The sequence below is a fragment of the Nereida sp. NH-UV-3 genome, assembly GCF_042939535.1.
In the GTDB taxonomy this organism is placed as follows: domain Bacteria; phylum Pseudomonadota; class Alphaproteobacteria; order Rhodobacterales; family Rhodobacteraceae; genus Nereida; species Nereida ignava.
The window spans coordinates 227,461-244,564 of the sequence record NZ_CP132157.1; the positions used below are offsets into that span (position 1 = coordinate 227,461).

Below are 17,104 nucleotides of genomic sequence, written 5' to 3' on the forward strand. Positions count from 1 at the left end.
CAGTCGCAAAGCGTTCGCCCAAAATATGAGACACGTGACCAAAAGGGGCACACCACAAGATGACACGATCAATGGTGAGTAAAAAAGCGATATTGGCCCTTGGGTTGAGCGCGTTTGTAGTCAGTGGCTGTGGTGACCGTGAGTTGATCTTGGAAGGTGAGCGGCTTGATTTGCGCGCTGATTTAAGTGCGCCCGATACAGCCGTAGATGCCGGTGATGCGGCGGAGCAAGCAGATGCACCGCGGGCTTTATTGCTTCGCGCACCTGTTGTGAATGATGCGTGGACCCACCGGTTTGGCAGTGCGCGGCACCAAATTAACCATCCGGCCTTAGGGGCAGATCTATCCCTGGCGTGGAGCGCCAACATCGGACAAGGCGATACGCGCAAACAGCGCATTACGGCCGATCCCGTTGTGGCAGGTAAGACCATTTTTACCCTTGATAGTGCCGCGACTGTGACTGCCACCTCAAGCAATGGCGCGGCCCTTTGGCAGCGTGATTTGACACCAGCGTCTGAACGCAGTGGTGACGCATCGGGCGGCGGGTTGGCCGTGGCGCGTGATACTCTTTTTGTGACCACGGGTTTTGGTGCGCTTACTGCGATTGATGTTGCTACCGGCGAAATCCGTTGGAGCCAAGACCTTGACGCGCCGACATCTGGCGCGCCCACAGTGGCTGACGGAATTGTTTACGTGATCGCGGGCAATGCCGTTGCATGGGCCGTTGATGCCAAAAATGGCCGCGTGAAATGGACCCAATCTGGCCTTCCAAGCGGCTCGGATGTTGTGGGTGGGGCTGCACCGGTCGTTGCTGGTGATCTGGCGGTATTTGCGTTTTCAAACGGCGATGTGCGCGCCACGTTCAAGCGCGGCGGTATTCGGCGGTGGGACACGTCTTTGTCAGGCGAGCGTAAGGGCCGCTCATACGCGACAGTTAAGGACGTAACCTCTGATCCTGTGGTCTCCGAAGGGCGCATTTATCTGGCGACCCAATCTGGCCGTATGGCGGCTTTGGATGCACAAAACGGCGAGCGTCTGTGGACCGCAACGGAAGGGGCGTTGTCCCCCGTCTGGCCCGCAGGAGATTCGATTTTCTTCGTGTCTGACCAAGCAGAGCTACTGCGCGTCGATGCACAAACCGGTGAGCGGATTTGGGGTGTGGATTTGCCATATTTTGAAAAAGAGCGTGACCGCCGAAAAAAGGCTGTGTTTTCGCATTACGGACCAATTATTGCGGGTGGTCGCCTGATCGTGGCATCCAACGACGGCACAATGCGCAGTTTTGATCCTACAACGGGAGAGGCTTTGGGGGTCGTTTCGATCCCCGGTGGTGCCACGACCAATCCGGCTGTGGCCAATGAAATGCTCTATGTTGTTTCGACCGGCGGTAAACTGCACGCTTTCCGTTAGCGCCAAGGTGGTGTATCGCCGCCTTTCAATTGATGGGATTCTGACGTCATGTCTTTCACACTCGCCATTGTGGGCCGCCCGAATGTGGGCAAATCCACTCTTTTCAACCGCCTTGTAGGCAAACGTCTGGCGTTGGTCGATGACCAGCCGGGGGTAACGCGTGATTTGCGTGAGGGCGAGGCGCGCCTTGGTGACCTACGCTTTACGGTGATTGACACGGCTGGGCTTGAAGAGGCCAACGACGACAGTTTGCAAGGACGCATGCGCCGTCTGACTGAGCGCGCTGTTGATATGGCAGATTTCTGTCTGTTCATGATCGATGCCCGTGCGGGTGTGACGTCAACTGACCGGATGTTTGCGGAAATCTTGCGTAAGAAATCGGCCCATGTTTTGCTTGCGGCAAACAAGGGCGAAGGCCGCGCAGCAGATGACGGCGTTATGGAGGCCTATGAATTGGGTTTGGGCGAGCCGCTGCGTCTGTCCGCAGAACACGGCGAAGGCATGGGCGATCTGCTGGCAGAACTCATTCCGTTGGTCGATGACTTTGAGAGTAAAAACAAAGTTATAGAGCCTGAAGTTGATGTAACACTTGAAGATGATGAAGACGCTGAAGAAGTCTATGTGGCACCTACAAAATCCAAGCCGTTGCAGATTGCTGTGGTCGGGCGCCCGAATGCCGGTAAATCAACGCTGATTAATAAAATCTTGGGCGAAGACCGCCTTTTGACGGGCCCTGAGGCTGGCATCACACGCGATGCGATCTCGCTACAAATGGAATGGGGTGAGACACCTGTCCGGATTTTTGACACTGCGGGCATGCGTAAAAAAGCCAAAGTGCAAGAAAAGCTTGAAAAGCTTTCTGTGGGTGATGGTCTGCGAGCCGTGAAATTTGCTGAAGTCGTCGTTGTGTTGTTGGATGCTGCGATCCCGTTTGAGCAACAAGATTTGCGCATCGCCGATTTGGCCGAGCGCGAGGGCCGTGCGGTCGTGGTTGCGGTCAACAAATGGGACATCGAGGACGAAAAGCAGGAAAAGCTAAAAGAGCTGAAGGAGTCGTTTACACGCCTTCTGCCACAGTTGCGCGGCGCGCCGCTGATCACTGTCTCCGCAAAAACGGGACGCGGACTTGAGCGTTTGCGCGAGGCTGTGTTGCGCGCCCACGAAATTTGGAACCGCCGCGTGACGACAGCGCAGCTGAACCGTTGGCTGACCTCAATGATTGAAGCGCACCCGCCGCCCGCACCGGGCGGACGCCGTATCAAACTGCGCTATGCAACCCAGGTAAAGACGCGGCCACCTGCGTTTGTTGTGATGTGTAGTTTGCCCGAAAAACTGCCGACGAGTTATTCGCGCTATCTGGTGAACGGATTGCGTGAAGACTTTGACATGCCGGGCACACCGATCCGCCTGACCATGCGCAGCCAATCACAGGCAAACCCTTATAAAGACAAGAAAAAGTCAACGCCGAGCCGGTTACGCAAGCACCTTGGAAAGCCTTCTTATGATGGGAAGTAGTGCCAAAGTAACTGTGCGTTTGGCACGCGACGCGGACTTCACGGCTTGGAACGGACTATATGCGGGGTACGCTGATTTCTATGGTGTGCCTCAAACCCAAGCGATGCGTGATCGCGTTTGGTCTTGGTGTCATGATCCGTCCAAAAGCACCGAGTGCTACGTTGCTGAAACGACGGAAGGGCAGCTTGTTGGTTTGGCGCACATGCGCGCGTTTGAGCGGCCGCTAGCGGCGTCGATTGGTGGCTTTTTGGATGATCTTTACGTAGATGAGGCGGCTCGCGGTAGCGGCGCTGGACGTGCGCTTATCCTGCATTTGCAATCGGTTTGTGACCAACGCGGATGGGGTGTTCTTCGCTGGATCACAGCCCCAAGCAATGAAGCCGCCCGCGCATTATACGATAGCTTGGCAATAAAGACTGAGTGGCTGACTTACGATCTGGATGTGTAGCGGCGCCATGCGAATGTTGCGGTGAGGCCGATCCCTACTAGTGCCAAGTATCCCGTGATGTTTAGCCCGTTTGCCACAACAATCCCGACCAAAGCCCATACCACTGCGGCAGCGTAGGTGACGGAAAACTTGGCTTTGCGGATGACGAAAATGGCGATGATAAGTGCCATTGTAATGCACAGATATGCCCAGCCATATGCCCCAAACCAAAGGCCGTAGCCCGCGCCCGCCACACCAAGTGATACGTTTGCAGCTGCGGTCAACCAACCGGCATAAAGTCCCACGGGGGCAGCAAACCAGCCGATATCTTTTGTAGGCGCATTGAGCAGTGCCATGAGCGCTGTCGCCAGCATTACCCAGATCAGGATTGTGGCCCATATCGGTGAGGCCAGGGCGACCCAAAGCCATGCGGCACCGACCGCAATGCTTATGATCAGCGGCAGACGCCCGGCGTCCCAACTTGCATCATCACGGCGCTTCAGCACACCGAAAACGGCAGAAATCCCAAGCCACGTATAAATGACGCCCCAAAGCGCAAAGGCGTAGCCTTCGGGCTGCACTGGTGGGTTTGGCTGCGCGATTGGCAGCTGACCGTCGGTGTAGCCGGTGAAGGGTTCCGTCAACAAAGGTGCGGCGAAAAAAGCGGCCGTTGCAACGAGGGTCAGCCACGCCTTCATGCTAATGTGCCATCTGCTTGGATCATGGAGTTGCCGCCCATGAAGGGGCGTAGAACTTCGGGGATGACCACGCTGCCATCTGCTTGTTGGCCGTTTTCGACCACAGCGATCAATGCGCGCCCAACTGCAAGGCCCGAGCCGTTAAGCGTATGAACAAACTGAGGTTTTCCACCATCTTCGGGCTTGAAGCGGGCATTCATACGGCGGGCTTGGAAGTCTCCACAGACTGAAACGCTTGAGATTTCGCGGAAAGCATTCTGGCCTGGCAACCACACTTCGATGTCGTGGGTTTTGATCGCCCCAAAGCCGATATCACCCGTACACAGAACCACGGTGCGGTACGGCAGACCAAGCGCTTCTAGCACACCTTCGGCGCATGCGGTCATGCGCTCGTGCTCCGCCATGCTGTTTTCAGGGTGTGTGATGCTAACCATTTCGACTTTTTCGAATTGGTGCTGGCGAAGGACACCTGATGTATCACGACCTGCAGAGCCGGCTTCAGAACGGAAGCATTGCGTGTGCGCGACCAAGCGGCGGGGCAGGGACGCGGCATCCACGGTTTGGCCGTTTACTGTGTTGGTCAGCGTAACTTCCGCAGTGGGGACAAGCCACCAGCCGTTGGTTGTTTTGTAGCTGTCTTCGCCAAATTTCGGCAGCTGTCCGGTGCCATACATCATGTCTTCGCGTACCAAGATGGGCGTCCACGTTTCGCTTAGCCCGTTGGTATCAACGTGATGGTTAACCATAAATTGCGCCAGCGCGCGGTGCAGGCGTGCAACGGCACCTGACAGTACCATAAAGCGGCTGCCAGACAGTTTCGCGGCCAGTTCAAAATCCAAACCGGCGGCGATGGCGGGAATGTCGTAGTGCTCAAGAGCTGCAAAATCCGTTTCACGCGGCGTGCCCCAGCTTTTAATCTCGACGTTGTCGTCCTCGTCCGCGCCGTCTGGTACCGATGCGTCAAGCAGGTTTGGCAGGCTCATCAACAAATCGGTCAACTCACCGTCAAGGTCTTTGGCCTCATCATTTAGGCGCGCAACGTCTTCTTTCTTTGCTCCAACAAGTGCGCGCAAACGCTCAAACTCGGCCTCATCACCTGATGCTTTGGCAGCGCCCACTTGTTTAGATGCGGCGTTTTGTTCTGCCTTGGCTTCTTCAGATGCTTGGATTTTTGCCCGCCGTGCTGCGTCAATCGCCAAAACATCTGCCGCACGGGTGTCCACGCCGCGCCGTGCCATGGCCGCATCAAAAACATCGGGTGTTTCGCGAATAAGTTTAATGTCGTGCATGGGGTGTGCCTCAGTCCTGCGCGTGAATAATATTGGCCCCCGATATACGCCCGACCGCATGAAATGACCAGCGCAACTGCCGCGCACATTTGGCTGTTTTCGCACCTTGCGCCTGCAGAAATTGACACATAGGTTCAGCCCAGCTTTAACGGGGCGCTTTGTCCCCAACATCCCAGCAAAAAGAGGCCCCCGATGGAAGCGTTTGCACAATTTATCCCGCTCATTCTGATTTTCGCGATCATGTATTTCCTGCTGATCCGTCCTCAGCAGCAAAAACTGAAAAAGCACCAAGAAATGGTGGCTGCCCTGCGTCGTGGGGATCAAGTTGTGACCCAAGGCGGGCTGATCGGTAAAGTGACCCGCGTTAAAGAAGGTGAAAACGAAGCTGAAGTTGAAGTGGCCGAAGGCGTTAAGCTTCGCGTCGTTCAAAGCACGATTGTTGAAGTTTTGAACAAGACAGAACCGGCTAAGTAACTCTAATTCGTCCCTCTTTTAAGGTTCTATCCCATGTTGCAAATCGACCTTTGGAAGCGCATCGCCATCATCCTTACCATTGTGGCGGGCCTTTTGTTGGCTGTTCCAAATGCGTTTTATCCGCGGGTTGAGGCGCATAATGATGCCGTGTTGGCGCTTGAAGGCGGTGCAACCGGGGCAGGACTTGAAGAGAACGCGGCACAGTGGCCCGCGTTCTTGCCGTCTGGTTTGGTGAACTTGGGACTTGATCTGCGCGGTGGCGCGCATCTTCTTGCGGAACTGCCGCTTGAGGATGTGTATGAAAAGCGGCTGGTCGGTTTTTGGCCCTCTGTGCTTGATGCGATGCGTGCCGAGCGTGCCACAATTGGTACATTCCGCCGGATTGGTATTGAAGACGGAGAGCTGCGCATCCGCCTATCGGACGCCAGCAAAATGGACCGTGCCGTTGAGATTGTTAGTGCGCTGGCACGTCCGGTCGTAAACCTGTCAACGGTGGGTGCGACCGACTTTGAGGTGACAAGCCGTAACGATTTGCTGATCGTGACAATGTCCGAGGCTGAACGTCTGGCAACAGATGAACGTACGATGTTGCAATCGCTAGAAATCATCCGTCGCCGGATTGATGAAGTTGGCACCCGTGAGCCTACAATTCAACGTCAGGGCACGAACCGCATTCTCATTCAGGTTCCGGGTCTTGGCTCTGCGCAAGAACTCAAAGACCTGATCGGCACGACCGCGCAGCTTAGCTTTCACCCCGTCGTAGGGCGGACGAGCAATGCGAACGACCGCGCTGGTGTGGGCAATGTGATTTTCCCGTCAATTGATGAGGAAGGCGTCTTTTATGTTCTGGAAGAAAACCCCGTTGTCACCGGCGAGGAGTTGGTCGATAGCCAGCCGAGTTTTGACCAAAATGGCGGCCCTGCGGTTTCTTTCCGCTTCAATTCGGCAGGGGGCGCAAAATTCGGGCGCTATACGGCTGAGAACGTAGGCCAGCTTTTTGCAATCGTGCTGGACGAAGAAGTGATCAGCGCGCCACGTATTAACGAAGCGATCCCCGGTGGGTCAGGCATCATTTCAGGTAATTTCTCGCTTGAGCAGTCAACGCAGCTTGCAGTGCTTTTGCGCGCAGGTGCTCTGCCGGTTGAGCCAACATTTGTTGAGGAACGCACCATTGGGCCGCAGCTTGGTCAGGATAGTATCGACGCGGGACGTATTGCATGCATCGTGGCGTTTTCGGGCGTTCTTGTCTTTATGGTGTTGAGTTACGGAACCTTTGGCCTGTTCGCCAATGTGGCTCTTATTGTGAACGTGGCGATGATTTTTGGATTGCTCTCAATGATTGGTGCCACTTTGACGTTACCGGGCATCGCGGGGATTGTTCTGACCATCGGCATGGCCGTTGATGCGAACGTCCTTATTTTTGAGCGTATCCGCGAAGAACTTAAGTCTGCCAAAGGGCCCGCGCGGGCGATTGAGTTGGGCTATGAAAAGGCTCTGTCGGCCATTCTTGATGCGAACATCACTACATTTATTACGGCTGTCATCCTGTTCGTCATGGGGTCGGGGCCTGTGCGTGGGTTTGCGATCACGCTTGGCTTGGGCATCCTCACATCCGTCTTTACCGCGATTTTCGTGACGCGGCTTATTGTTGTCATTTGGTTCGAGCGCCGCCGCCCGAAAACACTGGAGGTCTAGCCAATGCGTTTGCGTCTGGTTCGCGATAACACCAATTTCGATTTCTTTGCTCGTCCAAAACTGTGGCTTGGCATTTCTGGCGTTATGATGATTATTGCCTTGATTAGCTTTGCTATTCAGGGGCTTAATTACGGGATCGACTTTCAGGGCGGCACGACAATTCGTACGGAAAGCAGCCAGCCTGTTGATGTGGCAAGCTACCGCGCGGCACTAGAGCCGCTTGAGCTTGGGGATATTTCAATCACCGAAGTCTTTGACCCCAACTTCCGCGATGATCAGTTTGTCAGCCAAATTCGCATTCAGGCCCAAGAGGGTGAAGAAGCAGCGTCCGGTGATATGATTGCCGCCGTTGCAGATGCGCTTAGTGCTGTTGATAGTGGCTTGGTCTTACCGTTTCCTGCGGTGGACAGCGTGGGTCCGACTGTCTCGGGCGAATTGATCCAAACAGCTGCGATCGCCGTGGTTTTGGCGATCTTGGCGGTACTTATCTACATCTGGTTACGGTTCGAGTGGCAGTTCGCAGTGGGCGCCGTGGCTGCGTTGGTGCACGATGTGGTGCTTACAATTGGTGTATTTTCTGAACTTCAGATCCGCTTTGATCTGGCTATCATCGCGGCTCTTTTGACAATTGTTGGGTACTCGCTCAACGATACAGTTGTGGTGTTTGACCGCGTTCGGGAAAACTTGCGACGCTATAAGAAGAAAGACCTCAAGGAAGTTCTTAACCTGTCAATCAACGAGACTCTTTCGCGCACGTTCATGACGTCTGTCACAACTTTGCTGGCGTTGATCTCGTTGTTCGTTTTGGGTGGTGATGTCATTCGGGGTTTTGTGTTTGCGATGATTTGGGGCGTGATCGTCGGGACGTATTCGTCGATCTTTGTAGCGTCTGCCACGTTGCTTGCTTTGGGTGTTAAGCGCGATTGGTCAAAACCGACCGACGAGGGCGGCACACAATTCGGCAACACCGATGCCTAGCGCGCTGCCGCGGGTGACGCGGGGAGCGAAAACATGTTTGGGATAACCTCTTGGGAATTCATCCCCGAGGCTTGGCCGCTTTTGCTGGTAACCGTGACTATTGCTGGCTTGGTTCGCGGTTTTGCTGGCTTTGGCACCGCGATGATCTACATGCCCGTCGCCAGTTCGGTTTTTGATCCTTTTGTTGCGCTTACCACGATGGTCATCCTCGATTTATTTGGTCCTGTTCCGGCGGTTCCACGTGCGATCCGCGATGGTGATCCCAAGGATGTTGCGCGGCTTGGGTTTGGTTATGTGCTGACGATGCCGATTGGATTGGCGATCCTGAGTGTCATTGCCCCCGAAGTATTTCGCTACGGCATTTCCACGGTTGCGCTTGTTTTGTTGGTCATTTTGATTGGCGGATTCCGTTACAGTGGGGTGCTTCATAAATGGTTAATCTATGTCACAGGTATGCTTGCAGGCTTCTTCGGCGGAACCAGCGGTCTTGCAGGGCCGCCTGTGATTTTGCTCTACATGGCCAGCTCGAAACCCGTTTCCGTGGTGCGGGCAAACAATATGTTGTTTTTGCTTTTGTCGGATTTGTTGTTGTTGGGCGTCATGGGGGCAACAGGACGCCTGAGTATTGAGGCGATCGTGATCGGTGCGGGTCTGACGCTGCCATATATGACGGGTATTTTGATTGGCACCCGTCTGTTTGATCCCTCGCGCGAGGCAGTATATCGTCGTGTTGCATACACAATCATTGCTATTTCGGCAGTCTCCGGACTGCCGCTTTGGGACTAATACGAAACGGGTGAAACGATGCAGCTGAATGAAATTCATTACGACGATGCAGTGCCGGTTGATGGATACGGCACAGGGTTCTTTCGTGTTGGTGGGCAAGTGTTTCAAGGGCCAATTTTGGTAATGCCAAATGATGTGGTGCCTTGGGCGGGCTTTGAAGATGTTGCAGCAATTCAACCGTTTACAGATCAAATCGATGTTCTTTTTGTGGGCACAGGTGCGGAAATTGCGCATATTCCAACGTCCTTGAAGACTGCCATTGAAGAGACAGGCATTGGTGTTGAGCCGATGTCGTCTCCATCTGCGTGCCGGACATACAACGTGTTGGTTTCAGAAGGGCGTCGCATTGGATTGGCGCTGATCCCAGTCTGATGCTGGAACTTAATGACGTAGCCGTTGCCCGCGGTGGCATCACAGTGCTTGAAGGTGTCAGTTTTCAGCTTGCCGCTGGTAGCGCGCTGATTTTGCGGGGCGAAAACGGGATCGGAAAGACGACGCTGTTGCGCGCTATTGCTGGTATTCAGCCGACAGTTAACGGAACGATCAAAGGGCCTGAGGAAAGTATTGCATTTGCGAGTCATGCGGACGGAATTAAGGCGCAGCTAACAGTGCGTGAAAATCTGGAATTTTGGGCCGAAGTGTACGGCAACGCGTCATCAGATGTGGACGCCGCAATTCAAGCGATGAACCTGACAGAGTTGACTGATCGACCCGCCGCACAAATGTCAGCGGGCCAAAAGCGGCGGCTTGGCTTGGGGCGCTTGCTCGTGACCGCAAGGCCAATCTGGGTACTTGATGAGCCCACAGTCTCGCTTGACCGCGCATCAGTTGTGCTTTTCGCGGATATTGTGCGGGCACATCTTGCGGGCGGTGGGGCTGCTCTGATTGCGACACATATTGATCTTGGGATTGAGGCTGAAACGCTTGATTTAACACCATTTAAGGCCAAAGCGGACGGGACAGCCGATACCTTAGACGGGGACTACTGGTGAAGGCCCTTCTTCTTCGGGATTTACGGCTCGCAATACGGGCCGGTGGTGGCTTCGGCTTGGGCCTCGCGTTCTTTTTGATCCTGGCAACGCTTATCCCATTTGGCGTGGGCCCGCAGCCAGACGTCTTGGCTTCAATCGCGCCTGGCGTTCTTTGGGTCGGTGCACTTTTGTCATGTCTCCTGTCGCTTGAGCGTATTTTCGCGTTAGATTTTGAAGACGGCGCGCTTGATTTGATGGCTAGTTCTCCGCTCCCGTTAGAGGGCATCATTGCGGTTAAATCGTTGGCGCATTGGTTAACAACGGGGCTGCCATTGGTCGTAGCTGCACCGCTTCTTGCTCTTATGTTGAATCTTCCATCACAGTCTTATGGCTGGCTGCTGATGTCGTTGCTCATCGGAACGCCTGCATTAAGTGTGATCGGCGCATTCGGCGCGGCACTTACCGTTGGGTTAAAACGCGGCGGTCTGCTGATATCCCTCTTGGTTCTGCCGCTTTATGTACCAACGCTGATATTTGGTGCCGATGTGGTACGCCGCGCGGGCCAAGGGTTGGACGCCAGCGTACCTGCATTTATGCTCGCAGGGCTGACCTTAGGGGCAGTTGCAATCATGCCATTTGCGAGTGCTGCGGCATTGCGCGCAGGGCTCAAGGGATCGTGAGTGCGGTGCAACGGCGCATAGGGCTGACAATCATGAAAAGAGGGGCTATTTGAAGCGCATGTCACTTTGGGAATATGCAAATCCGCGCAAATTTATGGCGCTTTCGGGCAAACTTCTGCCGTGGACAGCCGTGGGTGCTGCGTTGCTGTGTTGTGTCGGTCTAATTTGGGGCTTTTTTTTCACACCAGATGATTTTCGGATGGGCAGTACCGTTAAGATTATCTACATCCACGTGCCCTCTGCCATGATGGCCATTAATGTTTGGGTGATGATGCTGGTAACGTCCCTGATCTGGCTCATTCGGCGCCATCACGTCAGCGCGCTTGCAGCCAAAGCCGCAGCTCCAATCGGGATGGTGATGACGCTTTTGGCGCTGGCCACCGGTGCGATCTGGGGCAAACCGATGTGGGGAACCTACTGGGCGTGGGACCCGCGTTTGACATCATTCTTGATCCTTTTTCTCTTCTATTTGGGATACATGGCGCTGTGGGAAGCGGTGGAGGACAAAGATACCGCCGCTGATCTGACCTCAGTGATGTGTTTGGTCGGATCGGTCTTTGCGTTGTTGTCACGCTATGCCACGCGCTTTTGGAACCAAGGGTTGCACCAAGGCACATCTGTACCGGTCGCGACGGGCGAGAGGACAGTGGACGATGTGTTTTTCATCCCACTGGCCATATCGATGGTGGGGTTCGGTGTGCTTTTTGTCGCCCTAGTCTTGCTGCGTACGCGGACCGAAGTGCGCGCCCGCCGCTTGGCAGTTTTGAATGCCCGTGAAAGGATGTCCGCATGATTGATCTGGGAAAATACGCGGCGGATGTTGTGTTGGCCTATGGTATCTCGCTTGGGTTGATTGTGGGTCTTATTGGTCTTTCGATGTATCGGGCAAAACGTATGAAAGCTGACCTTGCTGCAGCAGAAGCACGCATTGAAGCGCGGCAGCACAATGGCACTTAAGCCGCTGATGATCATACCGCCCCTTATCTTTGTGGGGTTTGCCGGGCTTGTAGCGGCGGGGTTGTTCCGCGACGATCCCGATGCGCTGCCGTCTGCGCTGATCGGTCGAGAGGCACCTCCGATTGTTGTGAGTCAGTTGTCAAATAAACCAGAAATCCCAAAAGATGCGCTTGGTGAAGCAGGTGTTAAACTTGTTAATTTTTGGGCCAGCTGGTGCGCGCCGTGCCGTGCAGAGCATGATCAACTGATGGCGCTCGCTGGAAATGGCATTCCTATTTATGGCGTAAACTACAAAGATGCTGGCACCGGGAATGCTATTGGGTTTTTGAATGAGCTTGGTGATCCGTACCGTGCCGTCGGTCAGGACTTAACTGGCCGTGCCACTGCGATTGAATGGGGCGTTTACGGTATTCCCGAGACGTTCGTTGTTGATGCAAAAGGGCAGATCACATTCCGCTTCGCGGGCCCAATTACGCAAAGCATTCTGGAAAGCACCATCTTGCCCGAGATTGAAGCCGCGCAGAACAAGTAGCGCATAACCCGCGTCTTCTTTTGTTGCTAAATATCCACTCAACACTTCAAACAAAAACGCCCCGCTGAATAAACAGCGGGGCGTTTTTAATTATTATGGCGCTAGCTTACGCAGCTTTGGCAAGGTTGCGCAGCACGTAGTGAAGCACACCACCGTTTTCGATGTATTCGATCTCGATGTTGGTATCGATACGGCACTTCAGCATGATGTGCTTTTGTGATCCATCAGCCATTGTGATGGTCGCGGGCACTTCTTGCAGCGGCTCGATTGTGTCGAGACCGTTGATCGCCACAGTTTCTTCACCAGTCAAACCAAGTGATTTACGGCTGTCACCACCTGTAAATTCAAACGGGATAACGCCCATGCCAACCAAGTTTGAACGGTGGATACGCTCAAAGCTTTCAGCGATCACAGCTTTAACACCCAAAAGGGCTGTGCCTTTAGCCGCCCAGTCACGGGACGAGCCCGCGCCGTACTGCTCACCACCAAAGATGACCAGCGGTGTGCCAGCTTCTTGGTAGGCCATCGCCGCGTCAAAGATTGATGTCTCGTCACCGTTCGGACCTTTGGTGTAGCCACCCTCAACACCGTCGAGCATTTCGTTCTTGATGCGAATGTTTGCAAACGTGCCGCGCATCATGACTTCGTGGTTACCACGGCGGGACCCGTATGAGTTGAACTCACGGACAGGGACCTGACGCTCGACTAGATATTGACCAGCAGGTGTGGTGTCTTTGAACGAACCAGCAGGGCTGATGTGGTCGGTTGTGATCATGTCACCAAGGACGGCCAAAACCTTGGCGCCTTCAATGTTTTCGATCTTCTTGGTCGCCATTGTGATGCCTTGGAAGTAAGGCGGGTTTTGCACATATGTTGACGCAGCAGGCCAGTCGTATGTTTTTTCGTCAGTTGTTTCAACGGCTTGCCACTTGTCATCGCCTTTGAAGACATCTGCGTATTTCGACAGGAACGCTTCACGGGTTACCGTTTGCTCAACCAGTTCGGCAACCTCTTGGCTGGTGGGCCAGATGTCTTTCAGATACACATCTTTGCCGTCTGGCGTCTGTGTGATCGGATCCGTTGCAAGGTTGATGTCCATCGTGCCCGCAAGAGCGTAGGCCACAACAAGGGGAGGTGACGCAAGATAGTTCGCGCGCACGTCTGGTGAAATCCGGCCTTCAAAGTTGCGGTTGCCAGACAATACTGATGTCGCAACCAAATCACCTTCGGCAATGGCTTCTGACAGCTCTTTCTGGATCGGACCTGAGTTACCGATACATGTTGTGCAACCGTAGCCCACCAAGTTGAAGCCGATTTTATCCAGATCATCTTGCAGATCTGCCGCTTCGAGATACGCCGAAACAACTTGGCTTCCTGGTGCGAGGGAAGTTTTCACCCATGGCTTACGGTCAAGGCCAAGTGCAGCAGCTTTGCGTGCCACAAGGCCCGCGCCGATCATGACGTAGGGGTTGGACGTGTTGGTGCATGAGGTGATTGAGGCAATCACAACTTTACCTGATTCCATTGTGTAATCTTCGCCAGCGACGGGAACCTGTTTGCCCATTGGGCGCTTGAAGGTCTCTTCCATTTCTTTGGCAAATGCTGCTTTCGCGCCAGTCAATGCAACGTAGTCTTGTGGGCGCTTTGGACCGGAAATTGCCGGAACGATTGTGCCCATATCAAGGTGCAAGGTGTCTGTGTAAACAGGTGCGTAATCATCACCACGCCAGAAACCATTTTCCTTGGCATATGCTTCAACGAGGGCCACGCGATCTTCGTCGCGGCCTGTGTTGCGCAGGTAGCGCAGCGTTTCGCTGTCGATTGGGAAGAAGCCACATGTCGCACCATATTCTGGCGCCATGTTAGCAATTGTCGCACGGTCGGCCAGTGGCAATTTATCAAGACCTGCGCCGTAGAATTCGACGAATTTGCCAACAACGCCTTTAGCACGCAGCATTTCAACGACCTTCAGGACCAAGTCGGTACCTGTGGTGCCTTCCATCATGGCACCAGTCAGCTCAAACCCGATAACTTCGGGGATCAACATGGAAATAGGCTGACCAAGCATTGCGGCTTCGGCTTCAATACCGCCAACGCCCCAACCAAGCACAGCAGCGCCGTTCACCATTGTGGTGTGGCTGTCTGTACCAACAAGCGTGTCAGGGTATGCAACGTCAACACCGTTCTGATCTTTGTCAGTCCAGACAGTTTGCGCAAGATACTCAAGGTTTACCTGGTGGCAGATACCTGTGCCGGGGGGCACAACGCGGAAGTTATCAAACGCTTTTTGGCCCCATTTCAGGAAGGTATAGCGCTCCATGTTGCGCTCGTACTCACGGTCCACGTTCATCTGGAATGCACGCGGGTTGCCGAATTCGTCGATCATTACAGAGTGGTCGATGACCAGATCAACAGGGTTCAACGGGTTGATTTTGTCAGGGTTGCCACCAAGCGCCACAATGCCGTCGCGCATCGCTGCAAGGTCAACAACGGCCGGAACGCCTGTGAAATCCTGCATCAAAACACGGGCAGGGCGGTAGGCGATCTCGCGTGGGTTTTTGCCGCCTTTGGCACCCCATTCTGCGAATGCTTTGATATCGTCAACGCTAACCGTTTTGCCATCTTCAAAGCGCAGCATGTTTTCCAAAACGACCTTCAGGGCCGCGGGCAATTTCGCGAAATCACCCAAGCCAGCAGCAGTTGCTGCGGGAATCGAGTAATAGTCGATGCTTTGTGCACCAACTGTAAGCGTTTTGCGGGTTTTTGCGCTGTCATGTCCGACTGTAATGGTCATTTGGCATCCTTCCAAAGGGCTACGGTTGATCAGGTTTAGGTGCGGTTTAGCGCCGTTCGGTTCATAAAATCAACGGCTAATCGACGTTTTGGTATATTTTTGTATACAATTGCACACCGAAATAAGGCGCAACCACGCGTTTGACTGTCATATGGCTCGCAAAACCTTGATTGGCGCATGAGGCTCGCGTGGGTTAGGAAGGGGTAAATCTGAGGAAGACCACATGAAGCAGTTTATATTTGCAGCGGGTATAGCAGCAGTTTGCGCATTTGGCAGCGTGGGTCCAAGTGCGGCGGACGATCATCCGATTGTGGTCGAATTGTTCACATCGCAAGGGTGTTCAAGTTGCCCCCCTGCAGATGCGTTGCTTCATGAATTGGCCGCCCGTGATGATGTCATCGCGTTGGCTTTGCACGTTGATTATTGGGATTACATCGGCTGGAAAGACAAGTTTGCAAATCCAGCCTTTACCAAGCGGCAAAAAGGCTACGCCCGCGCGGCCGGATCGCGGTCAATCTATACGCCACAGATGATCGTAGGCGGGGTTGATCATGTGGTTGGCTACAAGCCGATGCAATTGGCTGATTTTGTCCAAGAACACCGCAGCTTACAGGCAACAGTTGATGTAGGGCTGACCCGTTCCGGTGATCAGCTGAAGGTAACGGCGCAAACTGATGAGCCACGCCAAATGGTTGTTCAACTGGTACGCTATACCCCATTGCAAACTGTCGCGATTGAGCGCGGAGAGAACCGCGGTAAGACTTTGGAATACGCCAACGTCGTCTATGATTGGCAAATGCTCGGCAAATGGGATGGTCGTGCGCCGCTGTCGCTTAGTGTTGATAGCGCCGAAGACGGACCTGTTGTGGCGATCATTCAAGCGGCAACGCATGGTGCAATCTTGGGTGCTGCGCGGCTGCGTTAGTCAGTTAGAAGACACGCCAAGAATATTCTTCCAGCGTCGGTGTATCCAAAACCACTGTTCGGGGTGGGCGTAGACTTTTTGTTCTAATCGCCGGTTCAACTCAATCATAATCGCCTCTGGGCTGTCACCCTCCACGGGCGCCTCTAATTCGGTTTTAAACGTGATGCCGTCTGTGTTGCGGATGCAGAAATATGGCAGCACCAGCGCGTCAAACTTCAAGGCCAGTTCGCCAATGCTTTGGGCCGTGCGCGTTGGTTGCCCCATAAACGGAATTTCTGGCGAGCTTCCTGAGTAAATGTCATAGAGTAAAACCAATGGACCGCCCGCGCGCAGATGTTTGACAAACCCCCGTGTCCCACTGCGTCCTTGGGCAAACATCGGGCCGCTTACGCTTTGCATGGCCTCCACGTAGTGGGCGTTGAAGAACGGGTTTTTCATCGGTCGGTAGAGCGCGCCGATCGTGATCCCTTGGTCTTTCAAAAGAATCCGAAGCGCTTCGTAATTGCCGAAATGACCAGTTGCGAAAATTACGGGACGACCCACATCAAGGGCTGTGCGTAGGGCTGTCATACCGCCGCCGGTGATAGTGCCTTTACGAACGACTTTCGCCAGATCGTTGAGAGAATAATTCTCAATCACAGTGCGGCCTGCGTTGTCACAAGCTGCTTTGGCAAGTCTGCGAATTTCCGGCTTTGGCATCTGCGGAAACACTAGGGTAAGGTTTCTCTCCGCGCGCTTGCGATACCCAGCCACGCGGGCAATACCACCCGATACAATCTGCCCCATCAACCGCACACGCGTTTTGTAGGGTAGACGTTTTGTGAGCCAGATCAGTGTGCGTAATACAAGATCAGTTAACCAATGTTGGATTGTTACGCGGTCAAGCATAGAGGCAAACCGTGTCTCTGATTTTGTCGCAGATGTTTGGGGCTCAACGGGGCGGGGCATGCGTGTTAGGCTTTGCTTTCAGTCGT

18 protein-coding genes are annotated in these 17,104 nt (G+C 54.1%); 14 read left to right on the forward strand and 4 right to left on the reverse strand.

The window, feature by feature from the left end; translation table 11 throughout:
• The first annotated feature begins 59 nt into the window (after positions 1-59).
• From NeNHUV3_RS01090 to NeNHUV3_RS01100, 3 genes are read left to right on the forward strand one after another with little or no spacing between them, the layout of a single operon-like run.
• On the forward strand, positions 60-1,409 hold the full coding sequence (locus NeNHUV3_RS01090) for a PQQ-binding-like beta-propeller repeat protein (RefSeq protein ID WP_391481943.1): 1,350 nt from the start codon (positions 60-62) through the stop codon (positions 1,407-1,409).
• A gap of 48 nt (positions 1,410-1,457) precedes the next feature.
• The gene (gene der, locus NeNHUV3_RS01095; protein ID WP_391481944.1) at positions 1,458-2,924 is read left to right on the forward strand and encodes a ribosome biogenesis GTPase Der; all 1,467 of its coding nucleotides are present in this window, start codon (positions 1,458-1,460) and stop codon (positions 2,922-2,924) included.
• Entirely contained in the window at positions 2,911-3,372 is a 462-nt protein-coding gene (locus NeNHUV3_RS01100) for a GNAT family N-acetyltransferase (protein ID WP_391481945.1), read from the forward strand. Before der ends, NeNHUV3_RS01100 begins: the two co-directional genes overlap by 14 nt.
• Here the strand turns inward: NeNHUV3_RS01100 and NeNHUV3_RS01105 are convergent.
• Positions 3,354-4,049, reverse strand: coding sequence for a hypothetical protein (locus NeNHUV3_RS01105; RefSeq protein WP_391481947.1), 696 nt, complete (start codon positions 4,047-4,049; stop codon positions 3,354-3,356). The two genes, NeNHUV3_RS01100 and NeNHUV3_RS01105, sit on opposite strands and share 19 nt — an antisense overlap.
• Positions 4,046-5,338, reverse strand: coding sequence for a serine--tRNA ligase (gene serS, locus NeNHUV3_RS01110; protein WP_391481948.1), 1,293 nt, complete (start codon positions 5,336-5,338; stop codon positions 4,046-4,048). Before serS ends, NeNHUV3_RS01105 begins: the two co-directional genes overlap by 4 nt.
• A 192-nt stretch (positions 5,339-5,530) precedes the next feature.
• Here serS and yajC point away from each other — a divergent pair, with 192 nt between their 5' ends.
• Genes yajC through NeNHUV3_RS01160 form a run of 10 tightly spaced genes read left to right on the forward strand, consistent with a single transcriptional unit; the run spans position 5,531 to position 12,411 of the window.
• On the forward strand, positions 5,531-5,812 hold the full coding sequence (gene yajC / locus NeNHUV3_RS01115; RefSeq protein WP_048597440.1) for a preprotein translocase subunit YajC: 282 nt from the start codon (positions 5,531-5,533) through the stop codon (positions 5,810-5,812).
• A 33-nt stretch (positions 5,813-5,845) separates the two neighbouring features.
• A complete protein-coding gene (gene secD / locus NeNHUV3_RS01120; protein ID WP_391481951.1) occupies positions 5,846-7,507 on the forward strand; it encodes a protein translocase subunit SecD in 1,662 nt (553 codons plus the stop codon).
• A gap of 3 nt (positions 7,508-7,510) precedes the next feature.
• Positions 7,511-8,485 (forward strand): protein translocase subunit SecF, encoded by a 975-nt coding sequence (secF, locus tag NeNHUV3_RS01125; RefSeq protein WP_391481952.1) that lies wholly within the window; start codon positions 7,511-7,513, stop codon positions 8,483-8,485.
• Between the two features lie 33 nt (positions 8,486-8,518).
• Complete coding sequence (locus NeNHUV3_RS01130) at positions 8,519-9,271, forward strand: TSUP family transporter (protein WP_391481954.1); 753 nt, start codon at positions 8,519-8,521, stop codon at positions 9,269-9,271.
• An 18-nt stretch (positions 9,272-9,289) separates the two neighbouring features.
• The gene (locus NeNHUV3_RS01135) at positions 9,290-9,643 is read left to right on the forward strand and encodes an Mth938-like domain-containing protein (RefSeq protein WP_391481956.1); all 354 of its coding nucleotides are present in this window, start codon (positions 9,290-9,292) and stop codon (positions 9,641-9,643) included.
• Positions 9,640-10,263: a heme ABC exporter ATP-binding protein CcmA gene (gene ccmA / locus NeNHUV3_RS01140; protein WP_391483156.1), complete on the forward strand. Its 624-nt coding sequence runs from the start codon at positions 9,640-9,642 to the stop codon at positions 10,261-10,263. The genes NeNHUV3_RS01135 and ccmA overlap by 4 nt, the downstream gene beginning before the upstream one ends.
• On the forward strand, positions 10,260-10,922 hold the full coding sequence (ccmB, locus tag NeNHUV3_RS01145; RefSeq protein ID WP_391481958.1) for a heme exporter protein CcmB: 663 nt from the start codon (positions 10,260-10,262) through the stop codon (positions 10,920-10,922). Before ccmA ends, ccmB begins: the two co-directional genes overlap by 4 nt.
• A 58-nt stretch (positions 10,923-10,980) precedes the next feature.
• The gene (locus tag NeNHUV3_RS01150) at positions 10,981-11,715 is read left to right on the forward strand and encodes a heme ABC transporter permease (RefSeq protein WP_391481959.1); all 735 of its coding nucleotides are present in this window, start codon (positions 10,981-10,983) and stop codon (positions 11,713-11,715) included.
• Complete coding sequence (ccmD, locus tag NeNHUV3_RS01155) at positions 11,712-11,879, forward strand: heme exporter protein CcmD (RefSeq protein WP_391481960.1); 168 nt, start codon at positions 11,712-11,714, stop codon at positions 11,877-11,879. The genes NeNHUV3_RS01150 and ccmD overlap by 4 nt, the downstream gene beginning before the upstream one ends.
• Positions 11,869-12,411 carry a DsbE family thiol:disulfide interchange protein gene (locus NeNHUV3_RS01160; protein WP_391481962.1) on the forward strand — a complete coding sequence of 181 codons (543 nt, stop codon included), beginning with the start codon at positions 11,869-11,871 and terminating at the stop codon, positions 12,409-12,411. The genes ccmD and NeNHUV3_RS01160 overlap by 11 nt, the downstream gene beginning before the upstream one ends.
• Positions 12,412-12,517: 106 nt before the next feature.
• On the opposite strand, the gene acnA is transcribed toward NeNHUV3_RS01160, so the two are convergent.
• Complete coding sequence (gene acnA / locus NeNHUV3_RS01165) at positions 12,518-15,205, reverse strand: aconitate hydratase AcnA (RefSeq protein ID WP_391481963.1); 2,688 nt, start codon at positions 15,203-15,205, stop codon at positions 12,518-12,520.
• A 223-nt stretch (positions 15,206-15,428) separates the two neighbouring features.
• Between acnA and NeNHUV3_RS01170 the strand changes: the two genes are divergently transcribed.
• Positions 15,429-16,130, forward strand: coding sequence for a DUF1223 domain-containing protein (locus NeNHUV3_RS01170; RefSeq protein ID WP_391481965.1), 702 nt, complete (start codon positions 15,429-15,431; stop codon positions 16,128-16,130).
• Here the strand turns inward: NeNHUV3_RS01170 and NeNHUV3_RS01175 are convergent, their stop codons facing one another.
• Positions 16,131-17,078 carry a lysophospholipid acyltransferase family protein gene (locus NeNHUV3_RS01175; RefSeq protein WP_391481966.1) on the reverse strand — a complete coding sequence of 316 codons (948 nt, stop codon included), beginning with the start codon at positions 17,076-17,078 and terminating at the stop codon, positions 16,131-16,133.
• Positions 17,079-17,104 lie beyond the last annotated feature (26 nt).